Consider the following 18,223-nt stretch of genomic DNA (forward strand, 5'->3'; position numbering starts at 1 on the left):
CATGATCGGAAAACGCACGCTGTTCCGCCATTTGGTTGCGGGAGCAGGACTCTTGATCGCGGCGGCGTCGCCGGGCTCGGCCACTGAGGCGATCACGGTCAGGATCGGATTTGCCTCGGTCGGAGCGGACAACCGTCAATTCTCGGGCGGTTCATCGGCCGCGATTGCGCATTCCGAGCACTATCTGGATCGCGAGCTCAGTGACCGGCCGGATGTGAAGATCGAATGGTTCTTCTTTAAGGGGGCAGGGCCGGCGGTCAACGAGGCCTTCGCCAACAACCAGCTCGATTTCGCGATCCAGGGTGATCTACCGGAGATCATCGGCCGGGCGAACGGCCTGAAGACGAAAATCCTGTTGGCATCGGGTGCGCACGCGCCGATCTATCTCGCGGTGCCCGTTGGTTCGTCGGTCCGCAAGGTCGCGGATTTGCGCGGCAAAAAGGTGTCGATCTTCCGAGGTACTAACAATCACCTTGCCGCCGTGAAGGTGCTCGCCGGCAACGGCCTTCAGGAGCGGGACGTGCAGGTCATTAACATGGATACTGCGACGACCAACGCAGCATTGACCTCCAAGGACATCGACGCGGCTTTCGGCAATTTCCCGCTGGCGAGCCTCGCCGAGAAGAACATCGCCGAGATCGTCTACACGACCAAGGGCGACAATCCGGCCTATGAGCGTCATTCCACGTTGATCGGGCAGGAGGCCTTCATCAAGGCGCACCCTGATATCACGCAGAAGATCGTCTCTGCGATCGTGAAGGCTGCGCGCTGGTCGTCGGAGGAGGCCAATCGGGAGGCGTTCTTCGAGATTTCGTCGCGGACCGGCTTCCCGGCCTCGGGCTATCGCTTCGACTTCTCCGGTCAGGAGCTGAAGTACCGCAACACGCCGATCGCCGATGCCTCGATCATCGAGAGCTATCGTGTTCAGGCGAAGCAGGCCAAAGAATTCGGCCTGCTGCGGCGGGACGTCGAGATCGACGGGTGGTTCGACCGCTCGTTCCTCGATGCCGCGCTCAAGGAGCAGGGATTGGTGGGCTATTGGCAGGAATATGATGCGAGCGGCAAGCCGCTGACGGCGGGACAATGACCGCGTTATTGCCGGCGCAAACGGCTTCATCTGGGGGCTCCGATCGGAGCGTCGCTCGTCTGAATATTCGCGGCGTGTCGAAGTCGTTCGTCGTCAACGGCGCGACGGTCGAGGCGCTGAAGGACGTGTCGCTCGAAGTCGCAGCGGGCGAGTTCGTGGTCCTGCTCGGCCCGAGCGGATGCGGCAAATCGACGCTGCTGCGGCTGGTCGCCGGACTCGATCGCGAGTTTCGCGGAAGCATCGCTTTCGACGGCGAGGTGGTTTCCGGGACCAGTCTCGATCGCGGCATCGTGTTCCAGGAGCCGCGGCTGTTCCCATGGGCGACGGTCGCGCAGAACATCGCGCTCGGCCTTAAGAATGCTCCGCTCAGTGAGCGCGCCAAAAAGGAAACCATTGCGGCGCATATCTCGCTGGTTGGTCTGGACGGATTTGCCGAGGCCTATCCGTACCAGCTCTCCGGCGGCATGGCGCAACGCGCGGCCATCGCCCGCGGTCTGGTCAACCGTCCACGGCTGCTGCTTCTCGACGAGCCCTTTGGAGCGCTCGATGCATTGACACGCGCGCGCCTTCAGCTCGAGCTTCAGCGCATCTGGGCGCATGAAAGGATCAGCATGGTCCTCGTGACCCATGACGTCGACGAGGCCGTGTTGCTCGGCGATCGCGTCATCGTGCTCGCGCCTCGCCCGGGCCGCATGGCGCGCATTTTCCAGGTCACGGCGCCGCGGCCGAGATCGCGGAGCAGCGACGAACTCGTTCATACCCGCAACGAAATCCTGAGAGCGCTTGGCGACGGCGATAGTGGTTCGGTCGCGCAAGAACTCCCGAGCGGAGCAGACGCATGACCGACGCAATAATTCGGACCTCGGCTGAATCGCGCGCCTCATGGCAGGTTTCTATTCGCCGCATCATCGCCAGTCCTGCGGGGCAGGCGGTGTTGCGGCGTCTGGCGGCTTTCGGCTGGCTGCTGGTGTTGCCGGCGGTGGCACTTCCGATCTGGATCATCGGGATCGATCGGGGCTGGCTGCCGGAACAGATCCTGCCGCGGCCGGGCGATGTCCTGCATACGCTGCGGTACATGATCGCGAGCGGCGAGCTCGCCCAGCATGCCGGTTACAGCCTGCGGCGGGTCGCCTGTGGCTTCGTGGTCGGCGCCGGGGCCGGTCTGGTGATCGGTTCCGCCATGGGGCTGTCGCGCCGCGTGGACGAGTATATCCGCCCGCTCTTCACTGCGGTCGCGCAGGTGCCGGCGCTTGCCTGGATCCCGCTGGCGATGTTGCTGCTCGGTATCGGCGAGGGGCTCAAGATCGTGGTGATCGCCAAGGCGGCGTTCGTGCCCGTCGTCATGAATACCAGCGCCGGCATTGCGAATGTGCCGAAGGCGTTCGTCGAGGTTGGCGAGACCTTTCGCTTCACGCCGTTACAGATGCTCCGCCACGTCGTGCTTCCGGGTGCGGTGCCGCCGATCTTCACCGGCCTGCGCTACGGCCTGACCCATGCCTGGATCGCGCTGGTCAGCGTCGAATTGCTGGCCTCCTCCGAGGGACTGGGCTATCTCCTGGTCTGGGGACGCCAGATGTTCTGGCTCGACACGGTGCTGGTCGCGATGATCGTCATTGGCGTCATCGGTTTTGTCAGCGACAAGGTGCTGGCGATAGTGGAAGCCCGGCTGCAACGCTGGCAGATCGATCGTGTCAAATAGCACCGCACTCAGGACCGTCGGCCGCGGGCTGGTTCTTCCGCTCAGCTTGCTCGTGCTCTGGGAGTTTGCAAGCCATTCCGGCCTCGTGAACCGGCAGTTTCTGCCGCCGCTTGAGCACGTCGGGATCAGCTTCTGGAAAGAACTGAGCAATGGCGAGCTCAAGCAGTCGCTCGCCGCCAGCCTGCGCCGCGATCTCCTGGGATTTGCGCTCGGCTCAGGCATCGGCATCCTGGTCGGGCTGCTGCTCGGCCTGTCCCGCCTTGCCGACCGCATCTTCACGACGTGGTTCAATGGACTGAAGCAGATCGCCCTGTTGGCCTGGATTCCGCTGATCTCGCTGTGGTTCGGGTTCGACGAGACCGCCAAGGTCGTCTTCATCGCCCTCGCTGCGGCCATACCGGTCATTCTCAACCTCGTCGAGGGTGTGCATACGACCTCGGAGAAGCTGGTCGAGGTCGGCGAAGTCTTCCGCTTCAATCGTCTCCAGTTCGTCGTCCACGTCTATTTTCCGAGCGCGCTGCCGTCGTTGCTGACCGGCCTCCATCTTGCGCTGATCTATGCGTGGCTCGCCACGATCGGAGCCGAATACTTCATGGCGGCCGGTCCCGGCATCGGAGGGCTCATCATCGCCGGCCGCGAGCGCTTTGACATGGACCTGGTGATGCTCGGTATCCTGGTCGTGGGCACGGTCGGATTCATCGTCGACCGCGGCGCGAGCTTGCTCGAACGGAGGCTCATTCCGTGGCGCAGGGACTAGAGTTTCACATTGCTGCGCTCTTCCGTCTCCTTTCGGTACAGCTGTTTCTGTCGAGCGGAGTGTTGCAACACGAACGCACTAGCGTGGCGCAAATCTTTGCAATCGACCGGACCTGTGACGATCTTTAGCATCTGAGGCCAGTCGCCGCCGCTACGCGATTGGCGACGAAGTTCAGGAGATGCCCATGACATTAGATCGACGCGATACCTGGTCCCGGCGTGGGGTGCTCGGGCTGGCGAGTCTCGCTGGTGTAACCGCGTCGTTCGGCCTGATGCAGGCCGCGCGGGCGTTTCCAGCGTTTGGTCTAGGCCAGGTCGCCGATCCCCTCAGCGGCGCGCCGATCTGCAAGGTGGCCGGCTCGGAAGAGACGCCGAACGGTCCGGCTCGTCATATTCGTTTCGCCTATAACGGCACCGGCATCTGTACGGCGGCGGTGCCGGTCGCACTGCACCGGGGATTTTTCGCGCGTCACAATCTAGACGTGGAATTCCTGCAACTGGCGGGGAATACGGATCAGATGCTCCAGGCGCTCGCAACCGACAAGGCGGATGCCGGATCGAGTATGCTGCTCAACTGGCTCAAGCCGCTTGAGCAGGGCATCGACGTCAAGCTGACGACGGGCCTCCACGGCGGCTGCACGCGCCTGTTTGTGCGCAAGGAGTCCGGCTTCAAGGACATCACGGACCTCAAAGGCAAGACGATCGGTGTTTCCAGCATCTCCGGCCCGCCGCGCAACTTCTTTGCCATCTTGCTGTCGGACAACGGGCTGGACCCACAGACCGATATCCAATGGCGCGAATTTCCGGCCGACCTTCAGTTGATCGCACTGCAACGCGGGGAAATCCAGGCCATCGCCGATTCCGATCCTAACGCCTGGCTGACCGAGCGGCGGGCCAATGGCGACATCGTCGAGATCGCGTCGAATCTCAGCGGCGATTATGCCAATCTGTCTTGCTGCACGCTGGGTGTACGCAGTTCGCTCTGGGCGTCGGACCCTGCCGCCGTGAAATCGCTAACCTACGCGATTCGCGAGGCGGCTCATCACGTCGCCGAGAATCCGGATGAAGCTGCCGAGGTTTTCTCGCGGTATACGCCCAAGGTTGCAGTAGCAGACCTCGCGGCGATGCTGCGTAGCCATACCCATGGCCATCATCCGTTGGGTGCAGACTTGCGCCGCGAGGTCGTGAAGATCACAAGCGATCTGAAACGTGCCACGATCATCAAGCCCAACACGGATCCGGCAAAGCTTGCTAATCGCGTGGTGGTCGATGTCGATGCATAATGCCATTTAACAAGAGAATGCCGAGACCAGGCTGAAAGTCGTCGCCGGACCGTCCAGGATCGATGCCGTTACGCAGGCCTTGCGTGCGCGCTATGCCAACGATCTACCCGAGATAGGTGAGGCCTGAAACAAGGCCCGGTCCGTGACCGTGTGCGGCCAAGATGTGCCCGTTCGACAAGAACCTGTTCCGTCATCTGGAGGACTAGCACAGGCTAACTTTGCGGGCCGCCGTGACGGCGCCTCTCCGGGCCTTGCCCAATCACTCCAGGAGGGCGTCGCCGGCGGCAAGTCTGCGCCGGTGCCGGATCACGAGATTGACGGAAGTACATCTGCGGGATGTTTGTCCCGATGTTCGACGTATTCGACGAGTGTCTGATCCGGATGGCGCACCAGCATGTTGCGGCCGGTCGGCACCAGCTTGGGAGCTTCCAGCACCGTCGCGCCAACCGTCGGAAGATGGGCAGCGAAGGCGTCGATATCATCGACCATGAACGTCATGTGAGTCGCGGTGAACCGCGTCAAACTTTGTGCGGGTCCGGCGATGAACAAGATCGATGCGACCTGCGCCAGTCTCAAGTCGTACTCGGGGTAATCGAAGCGAAGACGAGCCTTCTGACCAATCAGAGCCTCATAGAAAGCGACGGCGGCATCCAGTTCATCCACTGGCAGGTAACGCCGTGTCAGGATGTTGAGTATCTTCATGGATGGACTCCCTGGTAGCTCTTCGAGATCTTATCGCTCATGCCGATGTCAAGCCGCGTAGAAGCCGCGCGGACGGGTCGGCTCCGTTCGATGCAACGGCGCCTTGGCGAGCCGTCGCAACGTATGGCCTGATGTTGTCGACGAGTCTCACCACCTCGATCGGCGAGCGCAGCTGCAGCTTTCGCATCATGCGCGCGCGGCGCACCTTCACGTCACCTCGCTGACATTCAGCGTGGCCGCGATCTGCTTGGCAACCCGTCCCTCCGCTATTAGCAGCAAGATGTCGCGCTCGCGTACCGTAAGCTCGTCGAAGCACCGCCGGGCTTCGCGCACGACGAGCTCGCGCTCCAGCCGCATGCGGTCGCGTTCCACCCCAAGCCGCACCGCGTCAAGAAACTCCTGCTCGCGAAACGGCTTGGGCAAAAAATCGACTGCCCCGAGCTTCGTCGCTTCCACAGAGATGCGGACATCGGAATGGCCGCTGATGAACACGATCGGAACCGAGACTCCGGAGGCGGCAAGCGTTCGCTGCAGATCAAGCCCCGTTGGCGAGGTTCCGGGAAAGCGGACGTCGAGCGCCAGACACGATGGGCCTTCGCAGAGCTGCTCCGCTGAGAATTCGTCCGTCGAGCTGAACAGCCTCACCTCGAATCCAGCGTCATGGCAGAGATCTCCAAGCAAGGTGCTCGTCGTCGTCAATCACATAAATCGTCGCCGGGCTTGTACTCATGGCCCAAAATCTCCTCGTCCAATTCTCTTTTCTATGAAGAACGAACTCGCTCAAATGCAATCAACCGATCCTAGTGCAGCGGCGTGACATTGCTGCGGGGCCAGAGTTCACACTTTCCGTGTTCCTTCCCTCAAGGAGACAAATCCGTGTGAACGTTCGTGCGAAGGCTGGTTCGTAACTACGGCGCTCGAGAAGCTGGCCATGCGATCGATACGGTGCCGCGCAGAAATCCGGCCCGATATGTGTAAAGCACGAGTGTCCGCTGGGACGGGCGAAGAGGCGGGTGCTGCTGCATTGTCACTATCCGCCCGATAGGCTGTAGCGTCGCGAGTTGATCTGTGGCGGGGGAGTTGTCCCCGAGACTTTGCCGTGCGTTCGAGATGCCTGCTGCAGGCGTCTGCTAAGAGGTTGAGTGTCGGTTTTTAGCGATGATTGTTCCTTTTTTGAAGCGTCCTCCGACGCGAGGGCCAACTTGCTCTTCGTGAATGCCAGTCGATGGTGTTCGGGTCTGACCAGGACATTGAATCCTTGAGCCCAATTATGGAGTGGCCGGTTCTTATCGTTCAGCACATGGTTGCCGATCAAATGATACTTCCATCGCACGAGATCGTGCAGTGTATGCGTGCGCGCGCAGCGCCAGTGCCGATCAAGAGTGAGGCCCGCGAATGTCCCCGGCTCGTTCGCAGGCGCCGCGGATTACGCCCGAGGACGGCCGGTACATCCAGGTAGGCAAGAGATGGCGAATGCACAAGCGACGCTGCCGTGGCTCATGAAGCGTCCCATCCCACCGCGGACGTCACCGCCGCGCCCATCGGGACCCAGAACCATGTTGGCCAGAACCAGAAGAGCGGCATTGCAAAGCCGCTCATAGACGGGCCTGCGGCGGCGTTTTCCCCCGGTCCGGCGAGGTTCCAAATCTTCCGCTGGCGCCGCATCGACCGATACGCATCCAGATCAATGATCTTTGTCGAATTCGTGCTTTCTGCCACCTGCAAAATCCGCTTTCGATTGTCGCGTCCTATAGTAGTTCGGCCTTGACGGCCGACTAGCTCTCGCCAAACAAAACAACACGCGTTCTGTAAGGTCCCGGCCACGTAGCAAAGACTTTTCACGCGGGAGCTCGCGATAGCCGCCCATTTCTTCAGTCATCCAGGCAGTCAGCTGCGGCGGGCACAGAGCGACGCGCCAGGAGATTGGCGTAGCGCGGACACGGCAGCGTCGCTCCGCGCGATCGATCCAGGACTGCCTTCCGGCCCCATCAGCGTTCCATCTACAGAGAAGTGATCGCGCGTGTGCCAGTAACCGATACGATCGGCCAGTCATCGAGATGGCCCAAGAACGTATCGCCGAGCTTGCCGATCATGAGTTGACCCGGCTTCTAGCGATACCCCAGCAGCTCGCCCGGCGACATCCAGTCATTGAGATTCGCGGTCTCGCTGAGGGCGCAACATCAGAACGCCGCGAGGCAGCCGTTGCTCGAAGAGCGCTCGCAACCGCGGATCTAGCGTGGCCAGCCCCGGATCACATTGCGCCTCTCGTTCTTCAACTCGAACGCCCGACTTCCTGAATTCGCTGCGGAACACGTTCACCAAGGTGTCTCCGTTGCCAACCTGCTGTTGCTAGCTCGCTTCCGGCACGCTTTAGTGGGGAACGTTCGGCAATGTCGGGTAGTCCGTCTTCTGACATCCAGGAGGATAGGCTCGCGAGTGCAGGTGGAATGCTGCTACCCCAAGGAAGCTTCCGGCGAAAAACGCCGGAAAAGTATGCATGAGCGCAGGATTTTGTCTCTTCAGCGCTTCTCATTGCATCAATCGAGATGAAAACCTGACTACAGTCGTCGATCAATCGGGCGACGCATCGCGATCGAGCGTATCGCTTCGCCACGAGGGCGCACAAAAGAGCCGAGCTCGTGCGCCCGGTGCCCGTAAATGCAGCCAGATTTAGCTGAAACGGTGCCGCTCTTTACGTGCGGGCACGATGTTGCCGCACGAGCGTCCGCCAAAAGAGGCAAAAATGCATAACAGCTCTCATAGCTCCGAAAACCGAGGGTGCTGTGCGGTGTGCGGTGGAAGGTTCGGGCTGATCCGCCATTACTGGTGGCGAACGGCCCTTTGCTCCAAGAAATGCGTCGATCGCTTCAACGCCCGGCGAGAGGCTGACCAGAAATGGCTGCGCCGGCTTCTGGCGGCTCGTGGAGATTGCGAGACAAGCCCTAACGGAGTGCATTGCGTGCCATGCACACCAGCAACCCGTTGCTTAACAGCAGGAAGCTCCGTGGACTTCGGAAATGAACGACCATAGTTCGTCAGCGATGCGCGAGTTGCAGGGGCTCCGGCTCATGCGTGCGTTTCTTCGGATAGACGATGCAGCCCTGCGTCGTGTGGTCATTGAGCTGACGGAGCGCCTCGCAGAAGGGGCGCCTGCAGCCTCGCCTTCGGCGGCTGATGACCTGTCCGCCAACGTGACGCCGCTGCATGAGAATCCTACTCTAGCCTGACATTTGGACATGTCGCGGCCGGACGCGAGTCGATCCAGCCTCGAACCCAATCCGACCGGTACACGATGCAAGAAGGCGATGACGTTGGCGTCGCCGAGAAGCAAGGGGCCGCCCATGTGGTGCTGCTTCAAATGTGAGCGTCTGAGTGAGGTGTTCTGCGCAGTATCACGATTCGAGCAGGCGCCTTATCCGAGTGGACTGGCAGGAACGCAGAGGTCAAGCAATTCGCCGTCACGAGGGATTAACAATCGCTCGGCAGCGATTCCCTGGGAGAGCGAAAACTGCCGAAGGTGATCTCGGGTGACGGTCGCGTGATCAAGAGCCTCAAGATGAGTAAGCAACTACAATTGGGCGCGGGAACGTCTTGCAGAGTGTCGCGGCCTGTTCGGCATCCATGGCGATCGACGCACCCTCCCATAACGCACCGGAAGGATGAATGACGATGATGTCCGGATCGGTGCTTCGAATTGTCTCCTCGACCGGCAGATAGAGGACAGTGTCGCCTGCCCAATAGAGGCGCGGCTCGCCTTTCAGCTCAATGCTAAAGCCCATGACCGGTCCCATCTTGTCGACTACCGGGCCAAAGCCATGGCGGCCTTCGCGCCGGGTCAGCTTGACGCCGCGCCAATCCAGTTGATTGTGAAGTGGCGTGATCTTTTCGAAGCCAAAGGAACGGCTTTTGGTGTCGTCGCCAGGTTGACAAATGATGGGCAGATTCTTTGGAACCAGAGATTGCGCCACCGGTTCGACGGAATATACTGCGCCTGCCCGCCTTCGCGATGGGGCGGCACGACCAACCCGTTCGCAAAAGCCGACGGCGATGCCCTGGCATCTGTGTTTGAGTGGGCGCAGCACCGCTTGGATCAGGACCTGGCGATCGACCGCCTCGCTTCGCGCGCAGGAATGAGCCGCCGCACTTTTATCCGACGATTCGAGGAAGCAACCGGCATGTCGCCCGGTGATTGGGTGGTGCAGACGCGCGTGTTGCGGGCTCGCGAACTCCTTGAGGCGACGCAGCTCTCAATTGAGAGTATCGCGGCCGCGACCGGCTTCGGTTCGGCTGAAACGCTGAGACATCATTTCAGACACCGGATCGGCAGGAGCCCGATGCGCTATCGGGCGGTCTTTCAGATGCCTGCGCGAGCGGGCGGCTAAGATCGCGGAGCAGCTAAACCGCACGGTGCAAAGTGTGTTTGCATTGGACTGTAGAACAGTGGTCCGTTCATCTAGATTGCGAATTCAAGCTCTTTAGCTATTTGGGGGAGTGCATTTGGTCTTAGATGCCGGCGAATGCAACAAGACTATTCCAACAAATCGCCGAAGTCGCAGAACCAAGTGCCAAGGTGATCATACTGGAGGCGCCCAAAACAGCCGCGACCATTGTAAGAGCCTCTTTGCGGCGATGCGATGATTAGCCACACCTGCAGAGCAACAAACGATGCGTGTGCGGCGAAATAAAAGGAAGCCGATTATCTCCGCGCGACGAAAAATAGTTCGTCTTGGACTCGCGCGGCCGAATGATCTCTGAGAGGATTGATCATCAGGCAATGATGCCAATCAGGAGCGCTTGTGATGCGCAACAACATCTTCGACAAGGTGAGGCATTCGATCATGCGCGAGCTTGTCGATCTGGTGTGTTCGTGTCATTCCTGAGTGAGCTCTCAATTCGGAGCAGCGATCTGAGCTGAGATCGCTCTAACTCCATCGAAATCAACAACCTCAACGGTGGCTGAGCAGTAACCTCGGCGCTCGCTCGTCCTGAGCGGCGTTGTCGCATGGTGCTGCCTCGCTCTAGCCGCCGGCTGTTTCGCCGTATGTCTAATTCTCAAGGGACAAACAGGATGTCTGTGAACAACGAACCGATCAAATTCGCATACTGGGTGCCGAACGTGTCCGGCGGCCTCGTGATTTCCTCGATCGAGCAGCGTACTGGCTGGGACATCGACTACAATCGGAAGCTCGCCCAGATCGCCGAAAAGGCAGGTTTCGACTACGCGCTCAGCCAGATCCGCTTCACGGCGGGTTACGGAGCCGACAAGCAGCATGAGCCGGTCAGCTTCTCGCATGCGCTGCTGGCTGCGACTGAAAAGCTCAAGGTGATCGCCGCTCTCCTTCCCGGGCCATGGAATCCGGCCGTAGCGGCGAAGCAGATTGCGACGATCAGCCAGCTTACCAACGCGCGCGTTGCGGTGAATATTGTATCCGGCTGGTTCCGCGGTGAATTCCACGCAATCGGCGAGCCCTGGCTCGATCACGATGAGCGCTACCGGCGTTCGGAGGAGTTCATCAATGCTCTGCGCGGGATTTGGACGGAAGAGAGCTACACACTCAAGGGGGACTTCTATCGGTTCAACGAGTACTCGCTGAAGCCGAAACCGCTCGATCCGCTGCCCGAGATCTTCCAGGGCGGCTCTTCGCGCGCCGCCCGCGACATGGCTGCTCGCGTGTCCGACTGGTACTTCACGAACGGGAATACGCCGGACGGGCTGAAGGCGCAGGTCGAGGACATCAGGTCGAAGGAGAAGACCTTCGGCAAGGGATGGCAGACCAAGATCGGCATCAATGCCTTCGGCATCGTCCGGCAGACCGAAAAGGAGGCCAAGGACGTGCTGCAGGAGATCCTCGACAAGGCGATCCCCGATGCAGTTCGCGGCTTCCACCATGAGGTCCAGAACGCCGGCAACGCCAGCCCCGAGCGTGAGGGCAACTGGGCCAAGTCCACCTTCCAGGATCTCGTTCAATACAACGACGGCTTCCGCTCGAACCTGATCGGCACGCCGCAGCAAGTCGCTGAACGGATCATCGAGCTCAAGCATGCCGGCGCCGACCTGATCCTGCTCGGGTTCCTGCATTTCCAGGAGGAGGTCGAATATTTCGGCAAGCATGTGATCCCGCTGGTCCGCGAACTCGAGGCAAGGAGGCCTGTACGCGTTCAGGCTGCCGAATAGGCGCAAAGCGAGGGGCAGCCACGTGACGGTGATTGCGACAGGGGCGGGGGCGTATCGGCTGGAGGAGATGCCTCCACGCCGCTACGCAGATGTATCGACCGAAAGGCGCGAGGAAGCGCTGGACGGGGGCGCGGGCGAGTCTGCCAAGGCGCCCGTGCGGCTAGCGCTCGGACTTGCGAACATTTCGCTGGCGTTTGGCGGCGTCGCAGCGCTACGCGAGATCGATCTCAAGGTCGCTTCGGGTGAGATCCTGGCCGTGATCGGTCCGAACGGCGCCGGCAAGAGTTCGCTCCTCAACATCGTCAGTGGACTTTACCGGCCCGATCGCGGCGAGGTGTGGTTTGGCGAGCACTCCTTTCGCGAAGTGCCGACGTCGAAGCTGGCAGGCCTTGGTGTCGCGCGGACGTTTCAAAATCTGGCGCTCTTCAAGGGACTTTCCGTTTTCGACAATGTGCTGATGGGGCTGGCGCATCGCGTGCGTGCTGGTTTTCTGCGGCAGATCGTCGGCTCGCCACTGGCGAGACGGATCGAGGCGGAGAACCACGCGGCCGCGGAAGAAGTGATCGGGTTTCTGCATCTTGGCGAGGTTCGTGACCGCCTTGCTGGAACGCTATCCTATGGACTGCAGAAGCGCGTCGAGTTGGCGCGGGCCCTCGTCATGCGGCCGAAGCTCCTGCTGTTGGACGAGCCGTTCGCGGGCATGACCCTCACCGAGAAACGAGAGCTGTCGCAGCATGTGCGCAACGCTCGCGACAGTTTTGGCGCAGCAATCGTACTGATCGAGCATGACATCGGCGTGGTGATGGGGCTGTCCGATCGCGTGGCCGTACTCGACTACGGGCGAAAGATCGCCGACGGTACGCCGGATCAGGTCCGTGCCGATCCTGCGGTGATCGACGCCTATCTCGGCGTCGCACATGAGGACGATAAGGAGCTTGCGATCTGATGTTTGACTATCAGTTTCTGCTCGAGGTGCTGATCGGCGGGCTGCTTTCGGGCGTGATGTACTCGCTGGTCGCAATCGGGTTCGTGCTGATCTACAAGACCTCGGGCGTGCTCAACTTCGCGCAAGGCGCGATGCTGCTGTTCGCGGCCCTGACCTTCGTCAGCCTCATCGAGCGCGGCGCGCCATTCTTTGCTGCACTGGCCGCGACGCTGGTCATCATGGTCGTGCTGGGCATCGCCACCGAGCGCTTGGTGCTGCGGCCACTCGTCAACCAGCCGCCGATCACCCTGTTCATGGCGACGCTCGGGCTCTCCTACGTCATCGAGGGCGCAGCCCAGCTTCTGTGGGGCACGCAGGTGCATGGCCTCGACATTGGCATCAGCGACACGCCGTTCGAGGTGGCGGGCGTGCTGATCAGTCGGTTCGACCTGTTTGCGGCAGCGGTCGCCGGCAGCCTGGTCGCGCTGTTTGCGCTGTTCTTTCGCTACACCCGCACCGGACTGTCGTTTCGCGCCGTCGCCGATGATCAATTTGCAGCGCTTGCGGTCGGCTTGCGGCTGCCGCGGGTCTGGGCCGCGGTCTGGACGGTGGCGGGGATCGTCGCCCTGGTCGGTGGGCTCTTATGGGGCGCGCGGCTCGGCGTGCAGTTCTCGCTGTCGCTCGTCGTCCTGAAGGCGCTGCCGGTCCTGGTGCTCGGCGGGTTCGATTCGATCACAGGGGCGATCGTCGGCGGTCTTTTGGTCGGCGCCATCGAAAAACTGGCGGAGGTCTATGTCGGACCATTCTTCGGCGGCGGCATCGAGGCCTGGGCCGCCTACGTCGCGGCACTGGCGCTCCTCTTGATCCGGCCATCGGGCCTGTTCGGGCAGAAGCTGGTGGAAAGGGTGTAAGTCATGCCGGCTCTCATCTCCGCCAAGTCGAGCTGGTACTTCAGCGAGGCGCTGTGGATCGGCCTCGTGATTGTGGCCGCCTACGGCATCGTTCCGCTCGCGGGGACGGACTATCTGCTCGACGCTGTGCTCACGCCGTTTCTGGCGCTGTCGCTTGCCGCCGTAGGGCTCAACGTCCTGACTGGTTATGCCGGTCAGGTCTCACTCGGCTCTGCCGCCTTTCTCGCTGTCGGCGCCTACGCCGCCTACAATCTTCACCTTCGTATCCCGGCATTGCCGCTGCTCGTCGATCTGGTGCTGGCCGGAGGCGTCGCGGCGGCCATCGGGATCGTATTCGGGCTCCCTAGCCTGCGGTTGCGCGGCTTCTATCTCGCAGTATCGACGCTCGCTGCGCAATTCTTCGTGCAGTGGGCGCTGACCAAGTTCAGCTGGTTCTCCAACGACAATCTATCAGGAGTGATCGACGCGCCGATTCTCAGTATCGGCAGCATTAGCTTCACGAGCCCCGCCGCACGTTACGTCTTTTCGTTGACGATCGTTGTCGTGCTGACCCTGCTGACGCTGCGACTCCTGCGTTCCCAATCTGGCCGCAACTTCATCGCGGTACGCGATCACGAGACCGCGGCCAAGGTGATTGGTGTGCCGCTGTTGCGGACCAAGCTGCTCGCCTTCGCGATCTCGTCCTTCCTCATTGGTGTTGCCGGCGTGCTCTGGGCATTTGCTTATTTGCGCACGGTCGAGCCGGCCGGGTTCAATCTGGATCGCTCGTTCCAGATCCTGTTCATCATCATCATCGGCGGCCTCGCTTCGCTGCGCGGCTCCTTCATCGGCGCTGCCTTCATCGTCGTGTTCCCGCTCCTGCTGTCGCGAATCGGCTCCGCGCTGCTCGGCAGCGTGTTCGATTCGGGTGTTCTGGAGATGAGCCAGCGCATCGTGATCGGTGCGCTCATCATCGCTTTTCTGATTGCAGAGCCGCGAGGGCTGATCGCGCTGTGGGACCGCGCGTGGGTAGCCATCCGGCCTGCCAGGCGCCCAATGCTTCCGACCTGAGAGTTTGCTTAACCCAAAGGAGCTTGCAATGAACGTGATGAGACGTCTGAAGGTCACGATGGCTGCGGCGCTCGCCGTAGGCCTTGCCACTACGTTGGCGGTGCATGCCGACGAACAGTTCTTTCCGCTGCAGAGCTATCGCGTCGGCCCCTATGCGGCCGGCGGTACCGGGTTCTTTGGCGGCTTCATCGACTATCTCAACCTGATCAACATCCGCGATGGCGGCGTCAATGGCGTCAAGCTGACCTGGGATGAAGGTGAGACCCAGTACGAGGTCGAGCGCGGCGTCGAAGTTTATGAGCGGCTGAAGAGCCGTCCCGGGATTGCGGCCTGGAACCCGCTCTCGGTCGGCATCGCCTACGCCATGATCGATCGCATCACCAAGGATAAAGTGCCGCTGATCACCATCAATCATGGCCGCACCGATTCGACCGACGGCCGTGTGTTTCCTTACGTCTTTCCGCTGCTGCTCAACCCCTACAGCGAAACGTCGGGAATCGTGAACTACATTGCCTCCAGAGAAGGCGGCGCGGACAAGCTGCAGGGCAAGAAGATTGTCGTGCTCTATCATGGTTCGCCCTACGGCAAGGAGACGATCCCGATCTACAAGCTCTTGGCGGACAAATACGGCTTTGAGCTGGAGCAGATCGAAGTCCCGCACCCCGGCAACGAGCAGCAATCACAGTGGCTCTCGATCCGCAGAGCCAAGCCCGACTACGTGGTCCTGCGCGGTTGGGGCGTGATGAATCCGGTGGCCTTGAAGACCGCGCAGAAGGTCGGCTTCCCTGCCAACCACATCATCGGCAACGTCTGGTCCAACTCCGAAGAGGATGTCATTCCCGCCGGTGATGCCGCCAAGGGCTACATCGCAATCACGACCCAGGCCTCGGGTGCCGAGTATCCCGTCCTCCAGGAGGTGATCAAGACCGTCTATGGCCCGAACAAGGGCAATCTTGAGGACAAGAAGCGCATCGGCAGCGTCTATCACAACCTCGGAATCGTAAACGGCATCCTCAATGTCGAAGCTGTCCGGATCGCGCAGGCAAAGTTCGGCAAGCGTACCTTGACGGGCGACGAGGTCCGCTGGGGGTTTGAGCACCTCCAGCTCGACCCGGCACGGGTCGAGGCGCTGGGCGCGAAGGGCCTGTTCCATTCGATCAACGTCACCTGGGACAATCACGAAGGGGACGGCCGCGTCACGTTCCAGCAGTGGGATGGCAGCAAGTGGAAGGTCGTCTCGGACTGGATCGCGCCGGATTGGGCATCCCTCCGCCCGATCATCGAGAAATCGTCGGCCGCCTATGCGAAGGAGCACAACATCAAGATCCGCACTTCCGGCGATGATCAGGTCGGCCAGTAGCGAAATGGCAAGAACTGGGTCACTGCGGGAGCCCGGCTCCCGCAGCTTTCAGGCGGGGTGAATCGGGGCATGAGTGACGTTCTGCTTTCGATCGAAGGCTTGGCGGCAACCTACAACCACGCCATTCGCGCCGTAAACGACGTATCGTTTGCGGTTCGCCGCGGCGAAATCGTCGCCGTCCTCGGCGCAAACGGAGCCGGCAAGTCGACGACGCTCCAGGCAATCTCGGCGCTGCTGCCGGCTCGGCGCGGTCAAGTGGCGGCCGGGCGCATCATCTTCGACGGCCGCGACATCGTGTCCGCATCGCCCGCGAAGCTGGTCCGGGCCGGGATTGTTCCGGTGCTTGAGGGCCGGCATTGCTTCCCCTCGCTGACCGTCGAGGAGAACCTTATCACCGGCGCCATTGGCCGCGATGCAAAGTCCCACCTGATCCGCGGCGACCTTGACGAGATCTACGAGCTTTTCCCGCGACTGAAGGATCACCGCAGGTCGATCACCGGGCTCACATCGGGCGGCGAGCAGCAAATGACGGCGATCGGCCGTGCGCTGATGTCACGTCCACGTCTCTTGGTGCTGGACGAGCCGTCGATGGGCCTTGCGCCGCTCGTTGTCGAAGGCATTTTCCGAACGCTGAAGCAGCTGAACAGCGAGCAGGGGCTTTCAATCCTGGTCGCGGAACAGAATTCGACGGTGGCGCTGCGCTTTGCCGACCATGCTGTCGTGCTTGAGAGCGGCCGCAGCGTGCTGTCCGGCTCGTCAGTCCAATTGCACAGCCGCGACGGCATCAAGGCTCTTTACCTCGGCGGTTCGCCGCAAACCGACGCCGCCGAGAAACCGCTCATCCATGCCGTTGTCGCAGTTTGACGAAACACAAGGGAGAATGACCAATGGCTAACGACAATCTTGCTCGCAAGATCGATTCTGACATCTATTCTCGGCTGGATGCCGCGATTGATGCGACCGTAAAGGTCAATGCCGATCGCAATGATTTAGAAAGCCGGTTTCCAAGAGAGAACCTAAAAGCTCTGGCGGAGGCCGGCTGGACCGGCGTGTTGAACGAAACACGCTTTGGGGGCCTCGGCCTTGGCCATGTTGATTTTGCCGAAGCCGCCTACCGGATCGGGCAGGCCGATGCGTCGACGGGTCTCGTCTACGTCATGCATGTCGGCGCGGCTCAGACGATCAGCCTGTTTGGTAACGACGACCAGAAGGAGCGCTGGCTCAAGGCGAACAATGGCGCCCTGCTTGGTACATACTCGACCAGCGAACGCGCCACCGGTGGACACTGGTGGTACAACCTCTCCGAAGCATCGCGCGATGGGGACAATTATCTCCTCAACGCAGAAAAATCGTTCACAACGAGTTCCGGCCAAGCTGATTTCTATGTCGTTCAGACACGCAGCCCGGGTGCCAAGGACCAGACCGACATCGTCTTCTTCATCGTCGACGGCAAGTCTAAGGGCATCGAATCCAAGCCCTGGGATGCGCTCGGGGTCCGCGGCAATCACTCAGGGCCAATCCGCTACAACAACGTGCGAGTGCCGCAGCGTGACCGGCTCGGCACTGAGGGGCAGGGGAAGGAGATCATCTATGACGGCGTATCGCCGGTCTACCTGATCGGCCTCGGCGCCGTCTGGGAAGGCGTCGCCCGCGGCGCGTTGAACGCGGCCGTCAAGCACGCCACGAGTTTCGTGCACAAGGATCGAAACAAGAGCCTGTCGGACTACCAGGCGATCCGGCAGGAGCTCGGTGCGGCCAAGGTGCTGGTTGAGACCTTGCGGCCGTGGCGCCTGGAGCTCGCGGCAAGGCTGGATGAGCTCTGGCGGGCCGGTAAGCCGCAGAGCGAAATCCTGATCCCACTGACTGAGTTCAAGGTTCATGCCGCCGAGGTTGCGAACAAGGTCGCGGCAGCGGCACTCACGGTCACGGGAGGCTACGGCTATCACCGCGGACCCATCGAGCGCGCCTTCCGCGACGCGCGCGCAGCCATCGCCATGGGACCGTCGAATGTGATTGCTCGGGACTGGATCGGTAAGTCGCTGATCGGCCTGCCGCTCGAGCTATTCTACGAGGGCGGAGAATAGATCGAGGGAAATCCGCCAGGTTGGCGGGACGCTGGGACACGTTCGCCGAGCTGATCGTCACCAGCCGCTTCGGAGTGCGAAATTACGTGCCGTTCTGGATCACGCGCCCCTGCGGCTTGGGCTGGCGGTCGGCCGCATTCGGACGCCGAGGCCAACCGGTGCGGCGAGAGGTTTTTCCGTGCCTGCGATGC

At 61.3% G+C, this 18,223-nt stretch carries 18 protein-coding genes and 1 pseudogene; 14 read left to right on the top strand and 5 right to left on the bottom strand.

From position 1 onward, the window contains the following. The first annotated feature begins 1 nt into the window (after position 1). From XH85_RS05215 to XH85_RS05235, 5 genes are all read left to right on the top strand, one after another. Positions 2 to 1,087, top strand: coding sequence for an ABC transporter substrate-binding protein (locus XH85_RS05215; protein ID WP_128931029.1), 1,086 nt, complete (start codon positions 2 to 4; stop codon positions 1,085 to 1,087). After that, positions 1,084 to 1,929: an ABC transporter ATP-binding protein gene (locus XH85_RS05220; protein ID WP_128931030.1), complete on the top strand. Its 846-nt coding sequence runs from the start codon at positions 1,084 to 1,086 to the stop codon at positions 1,927 to 1,929. Before XH85_RS05215 ends, XH85_RS05220 begins: the two co-directional genes overlap by 4 nt. Then, on the top strand, positions 1,926 to 2,786 hold the full coding sequence (locus XH85_RS05225; protein ID WP_128931031.1) for an ABC transporter permease: 861 nt from the start codon (positions 1,926 to 1,928) through the stop codon (positions 2,784 to 2,786). The genes XH85_RS05220 and XH85_RS05225 overlap by 4 nt, the downstream gene beginning before the upstream one ends. Continuing rightward, on the top strand, positions 2,776 to 3,543 hold the full coding sequence (locus XH85_RS05230) for an ABC transporter permease (protein WP_245473890.1): 768 nt from the start codon (positions 2,776 to 2,778) through the stop codon (positions 3,541 to 3,543). The genes XH85_RS05225 and XH85_RS05230 overlap by 11 nt, the downstream gene beginning before the upstream one ends. Before the next feature lie 184 nt (positions 3,544 to 3,727). Then, the gene (locus XH85_RS05235; RefSeq protein ID WP_164940703.1) at positions 3,728 to 4,825 is read left to right on the top strand and encodes an ABC transporter substrate-binding protein; all 1,098 of its coding nucleotides are present in this window, start codon (positions 3,728 to 3,730) and stop codon (positions 4,823 to 4,825) included. Between the two features lie 306 nt (positions 4,826 to 5,131). On the opposite strand, the gene XH85_RS05240 is transcribed toward XH85_RS05235, so the two are convergent. From XH85_RS05240 to XH85_RS05250, 4 genes and pseudogenes are all read right to left on the bottom strand, one after another. Then, a complete protein-coding gene (locus XH85_RS05240) occupies positions 5,132 to 5,527 on the bottom strand; it encodes a VOC family protein (RefSeq protein ID WP_128931034.1) in 396 nt (131 codons plus the stop codon). 207 nt (positions 5,528 to 5,734) lie between these two features. Next, the gene (locus tag XH85_RS46090; RefSeq protein WP_245474212.1) at positions 5,735 to 6,172 is read right to left on the bottom strand and encodes a response regulator transcription factor; all 438 of its coding nucleotides are present in this window, start codon (positions 6,170 to 6,172) and stop codon (positions 5,735 to 5,737) included. Between the two features lie 616 nt (positions 6,173 to 6,788). Beyond that, positions 6,789 to 6,926: pseudogene (locus tag XH85_RS47790) on the bottom strand (SfnB family sulfur acquisition oxidoreductase); the annotation flags it as partial. A 98-nt stretch (positions 6,927 to 7,024) separates the two neighbouring features. Beyond that, on the bottom strand, positions 7,025 to 7,246 hold the full coding sequence (locus XH85_RS05250) for a hypothetical protein (protein ID WP_128931035.1): 222 nt from the start codon (positions 7,244 to 7,246) through the stop codon (positions 7,025 to 7,027). Between the two features lie 1,298 nt (positions 7,247 to 8,544). On the opposite strand from XH85_RS05250, the gene XH85_RS05260 reads away from it, so the two are divergent. Beyond that, on the top strand, positions 8,545 to 8,754 hold the full coding sequence (locus XH85_RS05260; RefSeq protein WP_128931037.1) for a hypothetical protein: 210 nt from the start codon (positions 8,545 to 8,547) through the stop codon (positions 8,752 to 8,754). A 324-nt stretch (positions 8,755 to 9,078) separates the two neighbouring features. Here XH85_RS05260 and XH85_RS44725 read toward each other — a convergent pair whose 3' ends face one another. After that, positions 9,079 to 9,306 (bottom strand): MBL fold metallo-hydrolase, encoded by a 228-nt coding sequence (locus XH85_RS44725; protein WP_164940704.1) that lies wholly within the window; start codon positions 9,304 to 9,306, stop codon positions 9,079 to 9,081. Positions 9,307 to 9,342: 36 nt separating this feature from the next. On the opposite strand from XH85_RS44725, the gene XH85_RS05265 reads away from it, so the two are divergent. The 8 genes from XH85_RS05265 (at position 9,343) to XH85_RS05300 (ending at position 18,032) form a co-directional block, all read left to right on the top strand. Then, complete coding sequence (locus tag XH85_RS05265; protein ID WP_164940705.1) at positions 9,343 to 9,909, top strand: helix-turn-helix domain-containing protein; 567 nt, start codon at positions 9,343 to 9,345, stop codon at positions 9,907 to 9,909. A gap of 686 nt (positions 9,910 to 10,595) precedes the next feature. Next, a complete protein-coding gene (gene sfnG / locus XH85_RS05270; protein ID WP_128931039.1) occupies positions 10,596 to 11,702 on the top strand; it encodes a dimethylsulfone monooxygenase SfnG in 1,107 nt (368 codons plus the stop codon). A 67-nt stretch (positions 11,703 to 11,769) separates the two neighbouring features. Then, on the top strand, positions 11,770 to 12,648 hold the full coding sequence (locus tag XH85_RS05275) for an ABC transporter ATP-binding protein (RefSeq protein ID WP_128937106.1): 879 nt from the start codon (positions 11,770 to 11,772) through the stop codon (positions 12,646 to 12,648). Continuing rightward, a complete protein-coding gene (locus tag XH85_RS05280) occupies positions 12,648 to 13,538 on the top strand; it encodes a branched-chain amino acid ABC transporter permease (protein ID WP_128931040.1) in 891 nt (296 codons plus the stop codon). The genes XH85_RS05275 and XH85_RS05280 overlap by 1 nt, the downstream gene beginning before the upstream one ends. A 3-nt stretch (positions 13,539 to 13,541) precedes the next feature. Then, positions 13,542 to 14,588, top strand: a complete 1,047-nt coding sequence (locus XH85_RS05285; RefSeq protein WP_128931041.1) for a branched-chain amino acid ABC transporter permease — start codon at positions 13,542 to 13,544, stop codon at positions 14,586 to 14,588. Positions 14,589 to 14,625: 37 nt separating this feature from the next. Beyond that, the gene (locus tag XH85_RS05290) at positions 14,626 to 15,948 is read left to right on the top strand and encodes an ABC transporter substrate-binding protein (protein ID WP_420837901.1); all 1,323 of its coding nucleotides are present in this window, start codon (positions 14,626 to 14,628) and stop codon (positions 15,946 to 15,948) included. A 69-nt stretch (positions 15,949 to 16,017) separates the two neighbouring features. Continuing rightward, entirely contained in the window at positions 16,018 to 16,812 is a 795-nt protein-coding gene (locus tag XH85_RS05295) for an ABC transporter ATP-binding protein (RefSeq protein ID WP_128931043.1), read from the top strand. Positions 16,813 to 16,835: 23 nt separating this feature from the next. After that, positions 16,836 to 18,032, top strand: a complete 1,197-nt coding sequence (locus XH85_RS05300) for an acyl-CoA dehydrogenase family protein (protein ID WP_128931044.1) — start codon at positions 16,836 to 16,838, stop codon at positions 18,030 to 18,032. The last annotated feature ends 191 nt before the right edge of the window (positions 18,033 to 18,223 follow it).

The sequence above is a fragment of the Bradyrhizobium zhanjiangense genome, assembly GCF_004114935.1.
Taxonomy (GTDB): domain Bacteria; phylum Pseudomonadota; class Alphaproteobacteria; order Rhizobiales; family Xanthobacteraceae; genus Bradyrhizobium; species Bradyrhizobium zhanjiangense.